Annotated in this window: 13 protein-coding genes; all 13 read right to left on the bottom strand. The window is 37.8% G+C overall.

Going from position 1 to position 15,034, the window contains the following annotated elements; genetic code table 11:
* Window position 1: 1 nt before the first annotated feature.
* The 13 genes from mazG to ispE all read right to left on the bottom strand — a co-directional run bounded on the left by mazG (window position 2) and on the right by ispE (window position 14,929).
* Window positions 2-1,459, bottom strand: coding sequence for a nucleoside triphosphate pyrophosphohydrolase (mazG, locus tag Q5760_RS00335; RefSeq protein ID WP_428910339.1), 1,458 nt, complete (start codon window positions 1,457-1,459; stop codon window positions 2-4).
* Complete coding sequence (locus Q5760_RS00330) at window positions 1,446-3,074, bottom strand: putative polysaccharide biosynthesis protein (RefSeq protein WP_428910338.1); 1,629 nt, start codon at window positions 3,072-3,074, stop codon at window positions 1,446-1,448. Before Q5760_RS00330 ends, mazG begins: the two co-directional genes overlap by 14 nt.
* A 289-nt stretch (window positions 3,075-3,363) precedes the next feature.
* On the bottom strand, window positions 3,364-3,900 hold the full coding sequence (gene spoVT, locus Q5760_RS00325) for a stage V sporulation protein T (RefSeq protein WP_428910337.1): 537 nt from the start codon (window positions 3,898-3,900) through the stop codon (window positions 3,364-3,366).
* Window positions 3,901-4,068: 168 nt separating this feature from the next.
* Entirely contained in the window at window positions 4,069-7,605 is a 3,537-nt protein-coding gene (mfd, locus tag Q5760_RS00320) for a transcription-repair coupling factor (RefSeq protein WP_428910336.1), read from the bottom strand.
* A gap of 120 nt (window positions 7,606-7,725) precedes the next feature.
* Window positions 7,726-7,956 (bottom strand): anti-sigma-F factor Fin family protein, encoded by a 231-nt coding sequence (locus Q5760_RS00315; RefSeq protein ID WP_428910335.1) that lies wholly within the window; start codon window positions 7,954-7,956, stop codon window positions 7,726-7,728.
* Between the two features lie 89 nt (window positions 7,957-8,045).
* Window positions 8,046-8,603 carry an aminoacyl-tRNA hydrolase gene (pth, locus tag Q5760_RS00310; RefSeq protein ID WP_428910334.1) on the bottom strand — a complete coding sequence of 186 codons (558 nt, stop codon included), beginning with the start codon at window positions 8,601-8,603 and terminating at the stop codon, window positions 8,046-8,048.
* A 229-nt stretch (window positions 8,604-8,832) separates the two neighbouring features.
* A complete protein-coding gene (locus Q5760_RS00305; protein ID WP_428910333.1) occupies window positions 8,833-9,477 on the bottom strand; it encodes a 50S ribosomal protein L25/general stress protein Ctc in 645 nt (214 codons plus the stop codon).
* A 203-nt stretch (window positions 9,478-9,680) separates the two neighbouring features.
* Window positions 9,681-10,637: a ribose-phosphate diphosphokinase gene (locus Q5760_RS00300; RefSeq protein ID WP_428910332.1), complete on the bottom strand. Its 957-nt coding sequence runs from the start codon at window positions 10,635-10,637 to the stop codon at window positions 9,681-9,683.
* Window positions 10,638-10,654: 17 nt separating this feature from the next.
* Window positions 10,655-12,028, bottom strand: a complete 1,374-nt coding sequence (gene glmU / locus Q5760_RS00295; RefSeq protein WP_428910331.1) for a bifunctional UDP-N-acetylglucosamine diphosphorylase/glucosamine-1-phosphate N-acetyltransferase GlmU — start codon at window positions 12,026-12,028, stop codon at window positions 10,655-10,657.
* Window positions 12,029-12,250: 222 nt separating this feature from the next.
* A complete protein-coding gene (spoVG, locus tag Q5760_RS00290) occupies window positions 12,251-12,541 on the bottom strand; it encodes a septation regulator SpoVG (RefSeq protein WP_428910330.1) in 291 nt (96 codons plus the stop codon).
* A 222-nt stretch (window positions 12,542-12,763) separates the two neighbouring features.
* Window positions 12,764-13,138 (bottom strand): RidA family protein, encoded by a 375-nt coding sequence (locus tag Q5760_RS00285; protein ID WP_428910329.1) that lies wholly within the window; start codon window positions 13,136-13,138, stop codon window positions 12,764-12,766.
* 35 nt (window positions 13,139-13,173) lie between these two features.
* On the bottom strand, window positions 13,174-13,998 hold the full coding sequence (gene purR / locus Q5760_RS00280) for a pur operon repressor (protein WP_428910328.1): 825 nt from the start codon (window positions 13,996-13,998) through the stop codon (window positions 13,174-13,176).
* A gap of 61 nt (window positions 13,999-14,059) precedes the next feature.
* Window positions 14,060-14,929 (bottom strand): 4-(cytidine 5'-diphospho)-2-C-methyl-D-erythritol kinase, encoded by an 870-nt coding sequence (gene ispE, locus Q5760_RS00275; protein WP_428910327.1) that lies wholly within the window; start codon window positions 14,927-14,929, stop codon window positions 14,060-14,062.
* Window positions 14,930-15,034 lie beyond the last annotated feature (105 nt).

Genomic DNA, 15,034 nt, shown 5'->3' with positions numbered 1-15,034 from the left:
CCTAATAACCTAGCCTCTTTGCCTCATCCCAATAGGAGTCAAGCTCCTCTAATGTAAAGTCTTTGAAAGACTTTCCGCTCTTCATTACTTTTTGTTCTACGAAGTGGAAACGATTGGTGAATTTTTTGTTCGTCATGAATAATGCTTCGTCTGGATTGATGTCATAAAAACGAGCAATATTAACAAACGCAAATAAAATATCTCCTAATTCTTTTATCGCATTCTCACTAGATGGATCATGAGAAATTTCCTCTTTAAACTCTTGAATTTCTTCTGTTAATTTTCCCCAAGCCCCACTAACATCTTGCCAATCAAACCCTACCTTTGCAGCCTTTCTTTGAAGTTCAAAGGCACGAATTAGGTTTGGAAGAGATTTTCCTACGCCATCTAAAATCGATTCCCGTTTAACCCCTTTTTCCTCTTGTTTAATCTCATCCCAGTTTTTCACGACGTCCTCTGCTGTATTTGCGACTGCGTCACCAAAGACATGGGGATGACGCCGTACCATCTTAGCAGAAAGACCTTCAATCACATCTTCAATCGAGAAATAACCATCATCTTGTCCGATTTGTGCATGCAAGAGAATTTGTAATAAGACGTCCCCAAGTTCTTCAACTAAATGGTCAATATCCTCTTCTTGAATTGCTTCAATCACTTCATACGCTTCTTCAATTAAGTACTTTTTCAGTGACTCATGGGTTTGCTTTAAATCCCATGGACACCCATTCGGACCTCTTAATTCCGCAATGATCTCTTTTAATTTATAAAAGTCTTTATAAAGAATCATTTCCTCTTTTACAGGTGGAATATAAACAGTTGTTAAATTGTTTACCTCCGCTTCCCGATCGAGATCAACAAGTTGGATCTTTTTGATTTTTTCTTCCTTACTGCCTGCTGCTGTTACAAGATAAATTTCATAATCATACGGGAGCTTTTCCATAAATGTCAATTTCACATTGGAAGCCACAAAGGAATCGTAGACTTGACCTACTAAAATATGTTGTCTTAATCTAATCTCATCTTGTTTTAAGTCGGTTGCATCGAGAAGTTGAAAGCCTTCAATGGGATCAATACGTAAAGCGCGGAACATATCGTCCAAAAAGCTCTGACCACCAATCACTTCAATGGTAACCCCTCGTTCTTCAGCCATTTCGAATAATAATTGAACGGTTCTTTCTGCTACGAGCGGATGTCCAGGTACCCCATAGATCAATTCGTCCTCATGAACAGAAAACAAGGTTTCACATATTTTTTGATAAACCATCTCAAACTGGGGCAGACTCTCATAAATTCCATCGAACGATTGATAGGTAAAGCCTTCCTTCTCTAATTGTGACACAACAGGGTGTTCCTTTGTTCTTAAGTATACAGGTAATCCGCTCTTTAGCGTTTTATAAACGCCTAATGGAAGTTGGTTTAAATCTCCCGCACCAAGTCCAACAATTTTAATTTTTTTCATCCACTCTTCCTCTCCTACTTTTCTTAGGTAAGAAAAACATTAACTTACTACCAAAAGGCAATAAATATAGGTCCTTTTCGGTTAGTAATTGGGTTTTAATCATCAAGGCAATATAAACCAAACCTCCGACTATTAAAGCTGTTATCGCTTGGATACTAGACATCAGCCGCTCTGAATAGCCGAAATCATAAATAAAATCACTGGATATTAGATATAGCTTTAAGACGACTACCATTGCAAAGGCAGAAAGGACATTCATTACATAAAATCGCATATCAAGCATAGGCTTTCCCATTATTTTATGTAATTTAACGATAAACAAGACTAAAATACTTAATAAGGAAAGCACAGATGCGATTGAGGCACCAAATGTCCCGAAAGCAGGTACTAGAATGGCATTCAAGCCATACTTCAATAGAAATGCTACAAGGACCATCATGGCTGGAAAGTAAGTATGGCCTAACCCTTGTAAAACCGCTGTCGCAGTCATAATAATGGATGCCAGTAGGATAACCACCGTTAGCATCGCCAAAACTTGCGACCCTGCATTATCCTCAAAAAGCATCGTATTTGTAGGCTTAATAATGCTGTATAATCCCATTGTCGCCCCAACACCAACAAGTATACTTGTTTTTAACGCTAATTGAATTTTTTCCCGTAACACGTCTACATTCTTATGCATCTTTTCTTTCGTAATCAACGGTACAAGTGACAAGGACATCGATGTCGCCACGACAGTACCCAATTGAATGAGAGGCTGACCACGGTCATAGACTCCTTTTAACTCTTTAGCATAGGTAGTATGTATTCCTGAATCGATCAATAATGAGTATAAGTTTAATGAATCTGCTAATTGGATCAACACTAGTAGCATACTGCTGATACAGATAGGCAGTCCTTGTGTAATCAATCGCTTGAGTATGTTTCGGGTTTGTTGAAATTGAATTCTACCGACAAGCGGTACCTTTCTCCGTAATTTGTATGCAAAAGTGAACAAAATGATCACAGACGTTATACCACCTGTAATCGAGCCAAATACAGCGCCCGCGCCAACCGTATACAACGAGGCGTGTTGATTGACTAAGATGAAGGCTGTTGCAAGAATTGTAACGACCCTAATAAGCTGTTCACTGACTTGCGAAACAGCTGTTGGCATCATATCCCCATATCCTTGAAATACGCCTCGAAATAGGGAAATAGCAGGCATAATTAAGAAAACAATCGAAACAAGCCTCAACAACGGAGCTAATTGGGGATCTTGCATAGACTGAGCTAATGAATTAGACAATCCGTATAAAAGGGCTGAGCCTATAAATCCAAAACTGTATAAGAATATAATCGAAGTTCCTACTAATTGTCTAGGATTCCCTTCTTTCCCTTTTTCAATTTCCTCAGCATATAGCTTGGAAATCACCACTGGAAACCCATATGTCGATAAGGCAATGGCAATACCATAGAACGGGTAAACTTGTTGATAAATATAAAAACCAACATCCCCCACAATGTTTTGGAATGGAACTCGGTAAATGGCACTTAAAATTTTGGTGAGTAAGGCTGCAACGGTTAGAATTAACGTTCCTTTGAATAAAGTTTTCGACTGTCCCGTCAGTTCCATTTCCCATCCCCTTCCAAGTATGAATTCCAAGGTATTATAGCATATTTGTGAAGTAATTAGGGTTTTCATTTGTGGCGGAGCGGTTAAGGGTTTACAGATTTTCACAAATGGCACATTACGACGCCAGAACGCAAAACCTAATCACCGTCCCATTCCTCATCGAGAATGACCATTACTTGATAAAAATCATGCTGATCTCCTAAAATGATCCATAATACGTTTTAAACTTTTTAAATAACCCCCAAAAATAAAGAGACAGCCTTATGCTGTCTCAAAATAAACGCGATTATTATGATTCCATCTGTCTAGCTAAAAAGCCTGCTGCAGTTTCAACAGCTTTTTGTTCTACTTCACCTAGGGATGCATCTTTTGAATAAATGATAACGGCTCCGATTGGATCACCGTTTGCAATGATAGGTCCAATCGTATAGGAGGAAATCTCTTCGCTATTGCCATCAACTAATGCGGTTTCGCCCTTCTGATTCATTAAAATAGAAGAGCGCTCCTCCATTGTCTTTTCAACTAAATTGCTAATATTTTTATTTAAATAATCCTTCTTAGAACCACCTGCTGTAGCGATATAGCTATCTCTGTCACAGATAAGTACAGGGTGACCTAGACTATCAAATAAAGCCTCAGCATATTCTTTTGCAAAATCTCCTAATTCACTAATAGGGGAGTATTTCTTTAAGATTACTTCTCCCTCGCGGTCTACAAAAATCTCCAATGGATCCCCTTCTCGAATACGTAGGGTTCTGCGGATTTCCTTTGGAATAACGACACGACCTAAATCATCGATTCGACGAACAATACCAGTTGCTTTCATTCAACGTTGCCTCACTTTCATCAGATGATTTTACATGTGGCGAATGTTTGTCACTTCTATATGTAAAATGTAAACCTTCACCATATTTGAACTTAGTATTTTACAAATGGAAAGTTCTATGCATATAGAAATACTTTTTCTTTATGTGGTAATTTTTTCCCGTCGACTCTATAAAGCCGATTCAGCCTTATCTTTCTTTTCCTCCGCTAACCCTTTTAAGATGTCATAGATCGCGTTTAACCATGTATCAATTTCAACCTTCTTAATATAAAAGGCCATTTTAAACTTCTGGCCTTCCATTCCAAGACCAATCATACGACCATATGAATTTGTTAACTGGAATACCTTTTGCCCATCTACTTTACCGCTTGACTCCTCTGATAATAAAACCGTTACTTCTTCTTTTGCTTGCTTAATGCTCTCAATTCCTAATTGGAGCGCGAAGACTTTAATTTCAGCAATTCGGAATAAGTATTTCAATTCATTCGGATATTCGCCAAAACGGTCAATCATTTCATCCTGTAACTCTTCAATTTCCTCTATACTTGTAATGCCTCGGAACCGTTTATACATTTCAATTTTCTGCTGTCCATCTGCAATATAAGCATCAGGAATATAGGCATCGATATCTAAATCAATTTCGACCGTCTTCCGTTTTGTTTCTTCAATTGAACCTCGTCTCTCTTCTATCGCTTCTTTTAACATTTGCGAATACAAATCAAAACCAACAGAGTCAATAAACCCATGTTGTTGAGCTCCTAATAGGTTACCCGCTCCACGAATAGATAAATCGCGCATAGCAATTTTAAAACCAGAGCCAAGCTCTGTAAATTCCTTCATTGCTTGAAGACGTTTTTCAGCAACTTCGGTAAGAACCTTATCCTTCCGATACGTAAAATAGGCGTACGCCACTCGGTTCGAACGACCGACACGACCCCTCAATTGGTAAAGTTGTGAAAGACCCATTTTATCAGCATCATTTACAATTAAAGTATTAACATTTGGAATATCAACACCTGTTTCAATAATGGTGGTGCTGACAAGCACATCAAATTCACCCTCTAGGAAACTTAACATGACAGACTCTAATTCATTTTCTGTCATCTGACCATGCGCCACGGTTACTCTAGCATCGGGAACAAGCATCGAGATTTCTTCTGCTTTGCGCTCAATATCCTCCACTCGATTATAGAGGAAGTAGACTTGACCATCTCTCGCTAATTCACGCTCAATTGCCTCTCGAACTAACGTTCCATTGTATTCCATCACATAGGTCTGAATCGGAAAACGATTCTCTGGAGGTGTTTCAATAACCGATAGGTCCCTTACCCCTAGCATGGACATATGCAATGTTCGCGGAATAGGTGTTGCTGTTAGGGTTAATACATCTACATTTGTCTTTAACTTTTTGATTTTTTCCTTATGGGTAACGCCAAAACGCTGCTCTTCATCAATGATTAGTAACCCTAAATCTCGATAAATAATGTCTTTTGACAAGAGTCGATGAGTTCCAACAACTACATCAATCGTTCCATTTTTTAATCCTTTTATCGTTTCGGTTTGTTGTTTTCTAGTACGGAAACGACTAAGCAATCCAACTTTCACAGGATAATCCTGAAATCTTTCCATCATGGTTTGATAATGCTGCTGAGCAAGAATCGTTGTCGGTACAAGAATAGCCACTTGCTTCCCATCCGCAATAGCCTTAAATGCCGCACGGATCGCCACCTCTGTTTTTCCATAGCCTACATCGCCACAAAGAAGCCGATCCATTGGTCGTTCTTTTTCCATATCTTTTTTAATTTCTTGAATCGACCTTAGCTGATCTTCCGTTTCTTGATATTGGAAGGATGCCTCGAATTCACGCTGTAAGTCTCCATCAGGACTAAACGCATATCCTTTTGAAGATTCTCGTTCTGCATATAGCTTAATCAAATCATCTGCAATATCTTCAACAGAGGATTGAACCTTTTTCTTAACCTTTTTCCACTCATTGCCGCCCAATTTGTAAATTTTAGGTTCTTTACCTTCTGCTGCAACATATTTCTGGACAAGTTCAATTTGCTCAACTGGAACATAGAGCTTATCGCTTCCTTGATAGCGTAAATGAAGATAATCCTTGTGAACCCCATTGATCACCAAGGTTTCAATTCCTAAATATTTACCAATCCCATGATTGACGTGAACAACATAGTCGCCCACTTTCAATTCTGAGTAATTTTTAATTCTTTCAGCATTTGATAATTTCTGTTTTCGATTTGTCCGTTTCACCCTTTTGGTAAACAGCTCTTCTTCTGTGACAACAGCAACCTTTTGAATCGGCAGTTCAAACCCTGTAAGTAAATTACCTTCCATAATCTGGACTTTCCCTGTTACTAAATCACTTTGAGCATCCACAACATCGGCTTCAATTTCATAATCTGCTAGAATTCTTTCTAATCTCTCAACGCGGTCCTTATCAGCACCGAGAAAGACAATCGCAAAATTCCCCTTCTTCCAACGCTCGATTTCCCCTTTGAGCACATTCATTTGACCATGGAAATTTTGCATTTGCTTGTATGTTAAATTAATAATGTTCTGTGGATTCGTATTTGGAACATGCCGCAAAAATAAGGATAGATAAATAATCGGTATTGACCTATTCGAAATGATTTCGGTTAAATTATGAGACACTTTTATCCCGTGAATCATATTCCCTTCACTGATTAGGCTGGTGTACCACTCAGCCTCTTCTTTTTCAAGGGTCTCATTCATTTCAAGAACTCTACTGATTTCATCTACAATAAGAATGGTATCCTTTGAAAAATAGTCTATTAAACTATGGGACTCCTCATAGGCAATTGATAGATATTTAAAAATTTGTTCTGGCTTTTGACCGTTTTTTAACTGTTCCAATTCATAACCAATGTTTTGGACAAGTTGCGTCTTAACTTTTTCATCCTTAATTTTTTTGAGGCTCTCTTTACGACCTAATTCTAGCTTTTCTACTAGACGAACATAATCCCCTTGGCGTAATGGCATCTCTGTGGCTGGTCCAATTGAAACTTCATTCCGCTTTTCAATTGAACGTTGGTCATCTAACAAGAAGGTACGGATGGAATCTATTTCTGTATCGAATAATTCAATTCGAATCGGATCTTGCTCCGTTAAAGGAAAAACATCAATAATTCCGCCTCTTACGCTAAATTCACCCGGTGCACTAACCATGTCAGAACGAACATACCCCATCTCCACGAGCTGTAGGAGCATTTCATCAATATCGACCTCATCTCCCAGCTTCAATCGATGCTGATATCGTTTCCATACACTTGCCGGTGCAACCATTTTCCTCATTCCCGCAATTGGGACAATGATTATACTTCTTTCTTGTTTACTTAATAGATTTAATACCTCAATCCGTTGGGCTTTTAATTCAGGACTCGCTACACTAATCTCAGCCCCGATTAATTCGTTAGCTGGATAAAGTGCAACATTTTCATCACTCATCACATGAACAAGATCATCATACAATTTCTGAGCTTGCAATAGGTTATACGTAACAATGACAATAGGTTTGTTCACTTTTTCATAAATAGAAGCAATATATAGGGTACGAGCTGAGCCCGACAAACCCGCTACTAGTTGTTCCCCTAATCCCTCGTCAATACCTGCTATTAAATTGTTAACATCCTCTTGTTGACTAAAAAGGCGCTTTAATCCTAACATAAATGCCCCTCCCTTCCATTTTCGCTGTATGTTTTATATCTATTATTAATTCATTTGATTAATAGCTTTACTTTTATAGTTTTATTCAATAGAAAAATGCTTTGGAGCGCTCCAAAGCTTTTAATGGATAATAAAATCATTTTGATAATTATCAGGATTTCTTAAAAAGGATTCCTGACAATCCTCACAAATGGACTTAATTTGAATATCGCCATTTGAATCGTATGAAACGATTGCCTGTCTTTCCTCCACACTTAAAGTATGAAGACCGAGACGTTCAGCATCCACTCTTGTTTGATCAAGAGTACCTAGTTTTACACCACAATGGCGACATTGGTAATGAATGGACATGCCCATTCCCTCCTAATAACATCTATTTTTACAACCATCGATTTGTTAATGTTATTATTTCCTAAAAAGGGGCTTTCCATTCCATTATATTAGTTATAAATATTCATCACTTGTATAAAAGGTTTTTTTATCCATTCTTCGCATGCATCTACACTTTTAACAACAGCTATCTGTACCTGTTCCATTTCTTCTTGTTGAAAACGCCCAAGCACATAATCAACAATGGGCATTCCATTGGATGGGCGATTAATCCCTACCCGAATTCGATTAAAATCAGAGGTTCCTAAGTGAGAAATAATGGATTTTATCCCATTATGTCCTCCAGCGCTTCCCTTTTGTCTGAGGCGAATTTTGCCCACAGGTAGATCTAAATCATCATAAATCACTACGAGATCTTCTACATCCATTTGATAATAGTTCATAAGAGCACTAATGGATTCCCCAGATAAGTTCATATAGGTTAATGGTTTTAGTAAAAAAACTTTCTCACCTTCAATCGTTCGATAACCAAAGATTCCTTTAAATTTAGCTTGATCAAGTGATATGTCAAGTTTTTCAGCCAGTGCATCTACCACTTCAAAGCCTATATTATGCCTTGTATGTTCATACTGTTTCCCCGGATTTCCCAAACCAACAATAAGTTTCATATTCCCCACCTTATCATTACATATCTTATTTTTGTATGACTCTGTTAACCTTGATTGTAGATGTCCGATTCAGATACTTCTCTTTCTGCTCAACTATGCCTGAGTAATTCTGACTCTAACACTACGTGTCTAAAATCAACATGAATCACTCATATAGTGTTTATTCAAGATAAACTCTTAGCAGCTCTTTCCCTTTTGAAAGAGCTGCTGTAGATAAATAAACTATTTATTATTCGTTCGACTTACTTTCGTTACTTGCCTTTGTTTCTCTTCCTTCTTCGTTTTCAGGAGTCCCTTCTTCTTGCTTTTCTCCACTACTAATTTCCTCTTCTTGGCGAGGCGCAAGGATGGATGCAATTACTACATCTTCATCATGATTGATGGTGTACGGAACATTCAAATCACTTATAGTTATGGTTTCACCCACTTGTAAATTGCTCACATCCACATCAATGGATCCAGGAATATCAGCAGGTTTTGCTGAAACCGAAACTTCAAATAAGGATTGCTGCATAACTCCACCATCTTTAACCCCGGCTGCATCACCAACTAACGTAACATTAACATCTGCGGTAATTTCCTTAGTCATGTCCACCGCTAGGAAGTCAACATGAACAAAGCCATTTTTTAATGGATCTACTTGATAATCTGTCAGAATCACATTTTGTTTATTTCCATTAATTTCTAAAGAAATAATTCCGTTTCTACCGACATCTTTAATCGTTTTTTGTAAATCAGACTCACTGAGGAAAATAGACATATTCGGCTTTTTCGGACCATATACAACAGCTGGAATATTTCCTTCTTTACGAATCTTTGTTAATGTCTCGCGACGTTTATCTTTTCTTTCCATCGCTTGTAATACAGTAGTCATAACTATAATCACCTTCCAAATTTTATTGAAGCATCTATATAAAAAATGCCCCAAAAAGGGAAGGTCTAAACATTTTTGTTCATAGAGATTAAAATAACACTTAAACTTAATTATATAAAAAAATTAAAATATTCTAAACAGTTATTTCGTAAATTCTCATGATTTCAAGGCTTGCTAGCGAACAGCAAGCCTTGAAGGCTATATTAATCAAATAAAATACTTACAGATTGTTCCTCATGTACACGAATAATGGCTTCTCCAATTAAAGAGGCAACAGATAAGTTTTTAATTTTATCCATTTTCTTTTCCTCAGGTAATGCAATTGAATTCGTAATGACAAGCTCTTTAATTTTCGAGTTCTGAATTCTTTCAATTGCTGGACCTGACAATACCGGATGTGTGCAGCATGCGTAAACTTCTTTTGCACCGCTTTCAGCAAGTGCATTTGCCCCAATCGTAATCGTACCAGCAGTATCGATAATATCATCAATGATAATACATACTTTTCCATCAACATTCCCAACGATATTCATTACTTCTGCTACATTTGGACGAGGTCGACGCTTATCAATAATGGCAATTGGAGCCTTTAATCTCTCTGCTAATTTACGAGCACGGGTTACTCCACCATGGTCTGGGGAAACAACCACAACATCCCCGTCAAACTCCTTATTCAAAAAGTACTCAGCCAAAATTGGTACACCCATTAAGTGATCGATTGGAATATCAAAGAAACCTTGAATTTGCGGAGCATGTAAATCTAATGTGATCATACGAGTTGCACCAGCTGTTTCAAGCAAGTTCGCCACTAACTTGGCTGTAATTGGTTCACGAGCACGAGCTTTTCTGTCTTGACGAGCATAGCCATAATATGGCATAACCACGCAAATTGATTTTGCCGAAGCTCTTTTCAGAGCATCAATCATGATTAAAAGTTCCATTAAATGATCATTAATCGGAGTATTTGTGGATTGAATAATAAATACATCACAACCACGAATACTTTCTTCAATATTAATTTGGATTTCCCCATCACTAAAACGCGAAACAGTACATTTACCTAGTTCGACTCCAATCGCCTTTGCAATCTGCTGGGCAAGGTCGCGATTTGAGTTTAGGGAAAACACCTTTAAATTTGGGTCAAGATATTGATTTGACATGACGGCCTCCGATTCGTTTATTTATTAATATCAAGATTTTTAACATAATCTTCTTTGTTGATTTGACGTGCACGTGCGAGAGCTAATGCATCTCCTGGTACATCTTCTGTAATGGTTGAACCAGCCGCTACATAGGCTCCTTTTCCAATTTGAACAGGAGCAATTAAATTAGAATTACATCCAATAAATACCCCATCTTCTATTTTGGTTAGGAATTTATTTTTCCCATCATAATTAACCGTAATCGATCCACAGCCAACATTCACATCTTTTCCTACTTCGGCATCACCGATGTAACTTAAATGAGACGCCTTGCTACCTTCACCAAAATCAGCTTTTTTAATTTCAACAAAGTTACCGATTTTTACTTTATCATGAATATGGGATAGCGGACGAATATGAGCAAATGGTCCGATGTTTACATGAGATCCGATTTGACTTTCATGTGCAACAGAATGCTTAATGACAGTAGCATCACCAATTTTGCAGTCTTTTATTTCGCTGTTAGGTCCAATTTCACAATCGGATCCGATCGTTGTTTGACCTGAAAGTACGGTTCCAGGATAAATGATCGTATCTGATCCAATCTCAACATCTGCACCAATATACGTACTAAGTGGATCTACAAGGGTAACTCCATTTCTCATATGCTGCTCATTGATTCTTTTTTTCATGATCTGCTCAGCCTCTGCAAGGGCAACTCGATCATTAACCCCAAGGGTTTCACTAAAATCTGCTGTTTTGAATGCTGTTACAACTTTACCCTCATTCTTCAGAATTTCAATCACGTCAGGTAAATAGTATTCACCTTGTGCATTCTCATTGGTTACATGATTTAAAGCTTGGAATAAAGCTTGATTATCAAAACAATACGTTCCTGTATTAATTTCGGAAATCAACTTTTCTTCATCCGTTGAATCTTTATGCTCAACAATTTTCTCAACCAGACCTGCATCATTTCTAACAATACGACCATATCCTGTTGGATTGTCTGCCTCAGCAGTTAATACCGTAACACTCGCTCCTTTTTCTTCATGATGGTTAAAAAGAGCCTCCATCGTTTCTGCTTTAATAAGAGGAGTATCGCCGCATACGACAAGTGTTGTCCCTGAGGCTTTACTTAATATATCCTTTGCCTGCATGACTGCATGACCTGTTCCCAATTGTTCTGCCTGTAGAACATATTCTGTTTGTTCGCCGATCTTTTCTTTTACCTTCTCGGCACCATGACCGATAACGGTTACGATTTTTTCTATTTTTAACTGTGATATTTGATCAACTACATGTTGAACCATTGGTTTTCCGCAAACAGGATGAAGAACCTTATAAAGCTTTGATTTCATTCGAGTCCCTTTGCCTGCGGCCAATATGATTGCATAACGTGTGAGCATGAATCGGCCTCCAATTATTACGTTTTTATCCATTAAAAATATATCTCAAATATGCATTCATTTCAAGAAGAGATGCAAGAAGACTTTAAAACAGCGGGGATTATTTGATCTTCTGTTAAGAATAATTGTTAAAAACGAGGCTTTTTTTTGTGGGTTTCATCATTAAAAGGAAAAAGAGCCTACTCTTTGAAGAAGGCTCTAGTTGGATATCTTATTTAGTTTTTATGAAGCACCAGCTTCTTCAAATTCTACTTCCGTTTCTCCTAAACGGTGGTACTCTGTTAAAACGGCTTCTTGAATCTTGCCGCGAGTTCCGGAATTAATTGGGTGGGCGATATCGCGAAACTCTCCATCCGGAGTACGTTTACTTGGCATTGCAACAAACAAGCCATTGTTTCCATCAATGACGCGGATATCATGAACAACAAACTCATTATCCAACGTAATAGATGCAATCGCCCTCATGCGGCCATCCGTATTCACACGGCGTAATCTTACGTCAGTTACTTCCATTTTGTTCACCACCTTTGCTGTAGTATCAAATCTATTGGTTATAATTCAACAGAATTTTCTTAATTCCTTCTTAATAATTAAAATTTTTTAAAAATATAGCTAAATGTTTAAATACCCTAATAATCATAAACGAAAATATTTGAATTTATACATATTTAAATGTAGTTTTACTAAAAAAGCGAAAGATCCGATTTATAGGACCTTTCGCTTTTTTCATTTTTATTATTTTACTAAGGCAATAACCTCAATTTCAACTAGTACATCTTTAGGTAGACGTGCGACTTCTACGCAAGAACGAGCAGGTTTATGCGTATGGAAGTATTCTCCGTACACCTCATTTACTTTACTAAAGTCATTCATATCTTTAATGAAAACTGTTGTTTTTACAACTTCCTCTAAAGAAGATCCTGCTTCCTTTAGCACAGCTTGTAAATTTTTGAAAACTTGGTGTGTTTGTACTTGTACATCACCAGTCACTAATTCTCCTTCGGCAGTCAAAGGAATTTGTCCTGAACTATAGAACAAATTATTCACGATAATACCTTGTGAATACGGTCCAATTGCTGCTGGTGCTTCTTTTGTACTTACTACTTTCATGCTAATTCCTCCCATGTATATTAAATTAATTATACCTAATCTCTCTTTGTAAAATAGTTACCCTCTGTTACGTTTATTTGCTTTTGCTTTACATCAACATCGGATAATTTAATTAATGAGAGGTAATCTTCTACCAGCCGTTCTTCTGCTTTCTCAGCTTCAACCAATACGGCAATTCCAGCCAATTGTGCCTGAAATTCTTCTAATAAATTGATCATCCCGTTGATCGTTCCGCCAGCTTTCATAAAGTCATCAATAATTAACACTTTAGAACCTTGAGCTAAACTTCTTTTTGATAGTACCATCGTTTGAATCCGCTTTGTCGATCCAGATACGTAATTAATACTTACCGTTGAACCTTCTGTAACAATATTATCATTTCGTACGATTACGACCGGTACATTCAAATAATTGGCTACTCCATAGGCAAGTGGGATGCCTTTTGTTGCTATTGTCATTACCACATCAATCTCTGAATCGGTGAAAGCTGTGGCAATCATTTTGCCAACCTTTTGAACGGTTACAGGATCCCCTAATATATCCGTTAAGTACAAGTATCCTCCAGGTAATAAACGTGCTGGATCTGATATGGTTTCACAAAGACTACTTATAAATGAACGTGATTCCTCAATCCCAACCTGCGCCTGATATTTCACCCCACCAGCTGCCCCTGCAACCGTTTGCAATGTGCCAATTCCTCTTTCTTCGAAGACCTCTTTGATAATGGCCAAATCCTCACTAATAGATGATTTGGCGGAACTGTATCTATCTGCAAAAACAGTCAGCGGAACTAACTGTCTAGGGTGATTTAATAAAAAGTTCGTCATGTCTACTAAACGTTCACTTCGACGAAATTTCAAAATGTAACACCTCTCATCAAATCCGAATATTTTAATGTTAATATAACACTAACATACGGGTCTAATCAAGAGTATGTTGCTCCCCTAACATTCGAACCGCAAAAACCTGGTCACAAAAGCCTCTTAGCCCGTTACAAACCCGCTGCATCCTTGAATCATGTTGAACAAGTCCAAATACAGTCGGTCCACTTCCGCTCATTAATACAGCATCTGCACCAAACCGTTTCATTTGTTCTTTAATCAAGGCTACCTCTGGGTGAACCTTTAGAGTCACATCTTCTAGCACATTACCAAGGTTTGCACACACACTTTGGAAATCAGATGTTTCTAGTGCGTGGATCATTTTGTCTGTTTCAGGATGCCGTATATCTGTTAAATTTAAGCGCCGATAGACATCTGCAGTTGAAACTCCAATATAGGGCTTTGCCAATACGACCCAACAAGTGGGAGGTGCTGGGAGATGCGTAATTTTCTCCCCTCTTCCTTTCGCTAGTGCTGTACCGCCATAAACACAAAAGGACACATCCGAACCAATCTCTGCACCCAACTGTGCTAATTCGTCCATGGTCAACTGTAGATTCCACAGTTTATTTAGCCCTCTAAGGGTTGCAGCAGCATCACTACTTCCACCTGCTAAACCAGCTGCTACCGGAATTGTTTTTTCAATTCGAATGATAACCCCTTTATTCACCGAAAATCTCTTTTTTAGTAACACAGCTGCTTGATAAGCTAGATTACGTTGATCATCTGGTACAAAACGGTTATGTGATACGATATGGATTTCATCTTTTTCTAATAACGTTAATTCTAAACGATCTGCTAAATCAATGGTCGTCATGATCATTTCCACTTCATGATAACCATCAGGTCGTTTATGTAGTACATCTAAAGACAAATTTATTTTCGCCGGCGCTTTTACTAAAAGCTTCAAAAATTCCACCTACTTTAATCAATCAATAAAGATGCTTCCTCTAAAAGACCTTATACACGGGTATAAAGACGAGGAGACAAAATACGACTACATTTTTGTCCTATT

Origin of the sequence: Niallia sp. Kr1 (assembly GCF_050389805.1) — a bacterium.
In the GTDB taxonomy this organism is placed as follows: Bacteria; Bacillota; Bacilli; order Bacillales; family Cytobacillaceae; genus Bacillus_BD.
Note: the sequence above shows the minus strand (reverse complement) of the source record. Positions and strands in the feature narration are given on the sequence as shown.